The sequence below is a fragment of the Trichococcus sp. K1Tr genome (assembly GCF_028309625.1).
Lineage (GTDB): Bacteria > Bacillota > Bacilli > Lactobacillales > Aerococcaceae > Trichococcus.
Map to the genome: position 1 here is coordinate 1 of NZ_JAQMHR010000025.1, position 2,598 is coordinate 2,598.

General features: G+C 39.5%; 2 protein-coding genes and 1 pseudogene. 1 reads left to right on the plus strand and 2 read right to left on the minus strand.

Annotation, left to right across the window (positions count from 1 at the left end; genetic code table 11):
• Positions 1–266, plus strand: a 266-nt coding sequence (locus PH235_RS14505; RefSeq protein WP_272162959.1) for a Na+/H+ antiporter NhaC family protein, incomplete at its 5' end; no start/stop codon positions are given.
• A gap of 104 nt (positions 267–370) precedes the next feature.
• On the opposite strand, the gene PH235_RS14510 is transcribed toward PH235_RS14505, so the two are convergent.
• Positions 371–1,948 (minus strand): IS1182 family transposase, encoded by a 1,578-nt coding sequence (locus PH235_RS14510; RefSeq protein ID WP_272162960.1) that lies wholly within the window; start codon positions 1,946–1,948, stop codon positions 371–373.
• Positions 1,949–2,121: 173 nt separating this feature from the next.
• A pseudogene (locus PH235_RS14515) lies at positions 2,122–2,598 on the minus strand (NADP-dependent phosphogluconate dehydrogenase); the annotation flags it as partial.

Here is a 2,598-nt window from a genome sequence, read left to right on the forward strand (position 1 = left end):
TTTCAACGATTCCAATCATTGCTACAATTTTCGTGCCACTTTGTTTAGAATTAGGTCTCAGTCCGTTGGCAACTATTTCAGTTATTGGAACAGCGGGTGCGTTGGGGGATGCAGGTTCTCCTGCTTCAGATAGCACGTTAGGGCCGACTTCAGGTTTATCCGTAGACCGTCAGCATAATCATATTTGGGATACATGTGTGCCAACTTTTTTACACTATAACATTCCGTTAATTATTTTTGGATGGATTGCTGCACTTGTACTATAAAGAAAGAAGAGGCTGGGACATAACTAGCCAAAAATAATGAAAAAGGGTTCTCATCATCGCATTTTGATGATGAGAACCCTTTTTTGTTGATCTGTTTGATTGGTCTATGCACATTTTACGCTGGAGGCGATGTACTTTCGTACATTCACCGCCATGAACGCAAACCCTAATTCGTTTTTCACGTTCTCTTTGCCTCTTACGGACATTCGAGTGAAACGCAAATTAGCCTTCAGATATCCAAAAACTGGTTCTACGTCAATCTTACGTTTTCCGTAGATTTTACCCGTTTTTTCTTCTGAAAGCAGCTGTTGAATGCTTTTCTTTTGTTGTTCCCACTTTTCGTTATAATGGATTCTTCGGTTCTTTCCTTCCTTCGCCTTCGTACATTGTGAACGAAAAGGACAACCTGAACAGTCTTCACATTCGTACACATTGAATAACCTTGTAAATCCGTAACGGTCTGTGCGATGCGATTTGTAACGAAACGTCAACTTATTCCCGTTGGGACAAGTAAAGGAATCATCTTCTTCATGATAATCCCAATTCGCTGTCTGAAATGGGTCATTCTTAACGCGTTTTTTCTTCTCTTTTCGATACATACTATATGTGATAAGAGGCGTACGCTTTCTGTTCTGCACATCGAGGTAATTCTCTTCACTTCCATATCCCGCATCTGCGACAATATAGTCTGGGAGTTCGAAGTAGTGATGTTCAATTGCGTCAAGAAACGGACAAAGTGTTCGTGTGTCCGTTGGATTTGAAAAGACATCGTAAGCAAGTGTATATTGACCTTCTGTCGCAATTTGCACATTATACCCCGCCTTCAGTTGGCCATTCTTCATGTAGTCATCCTTCATACGCATAAACGTGGCATCATGATCTGTTTTTGAATAACTATTCCGTTCGTTAAAAATCTCCATGTCTTTTTCATACTTTAACTTACGTTTCACAAAGTCTTGAAATTGCTTATACGCTTTCTTCGGTTCTTTTCTGCTTGATCGCAGTTGTTTTCGTTCATCGGCATCTTCACTTGCTTCAATTTCTTTTGTCAACTCTTCAACCTTTTCTTCTAATTTTTTAGTGATTAGAGATAATTCTTCAACAGAAAGTTCGTCCGAACTTTCTCGTTCGATCTGTGGAATAATTTCTCTTTCTACTAGTTCGTCATACAGCTGGGTTGATTTCTCCAAGAGGCTCGCACTATACTTTTCGATTGATTTGCGCCAGACAAATGTGAACTTATTGGCATTTGCTTCAATCTTCGTTCCATCAATGAAGATTGCTTCATTATCAATCTCGTTCTCTTGAATAAGCTGACATCGAAACTGGACAAAGCACTCACGAAGAAGCACTTGAACTTCTGGGTGAACACGAAATCGATTGATTGTCCGATAGCTCGGTTCGTAACCTTGAGCTAGCCACATCATACGTATACTATCTTTGAGAAGCGCTTCAATTTTTCTTCCTGAAAAAACTGACTGTGTGTAGGCACATAAAATGATTTTCATCATCATGCGTGGATGGTAAGCAGGACACCCCGTTTTCTGTAAGAAGCCGGCAAAGGCTTCATCTGGAATATGTTCAACGAGATGGTGAACGGCGAAGGCAATATCATTTTCTTGCAATTTTATTTCTAATTCTAAAGGCAAAACCACTTGATTCATGTTATAATCTTTAAACATAAGGACCCTTCTTTCCGATAAGATTTTGTATGGTAACTTTATTTTATCAGAAGTGGTCCTTATTTTAATGTAAAAATAAACAAAGCCGGTGAAATTTTACTCGTCGTAAAATTTCACCGGCTTTTTCGGTTCAGAGGAGGGTTTTGTCCCAGCCTCTTTCTTATTTATTCTTCTTATTTTAACCACTCAGTGTGGAATACGCCTTCTTTATCAATACGTTGGTACGTATGAGCTCCAAAGTAGTCGCGTTGCGCTTGTAAAAGGTTTGCTGGCAGTGTTTCTGTACGGTAGCTGTCATAGTAAGCTAACGCGCTTGAGAAACTTGGCACTGGAATACCTTGCTTAACCGCGATTGAAATAACTTCACGAAGCGCAGATTGATATCCTTCTACGATGTCTTTGAAGTATGGGTCTAACAATAGGTTTGTTAAGTCTGCATCACGATCGTATGCTTCTTTAATTTTTTGTAGGAATTGTGCACGAATGATACAACCACCGCGGAAGATCATCGCAATATCCCCATATTGTAAATTCCAATCATACTCTTCAGACGCAGCTTTCATTTGAGCGAATCCTTGTGCGTATGAACAAATTTTACTCATATATAGCGCTTTTCGAATTGCTTCGATTAGTTCTGTTTTATCGCCTTC

Bases quoted from the DNA above. Each gene is read 5' to 3' on its own strand.
- PH235_RS14510 (WP_272162960.1), bottom strand. From the start codon at position 1,948: ATGTTTAAAGATTATAACATGAATCAAGTGGTTTTGCCTTTAGAATTA.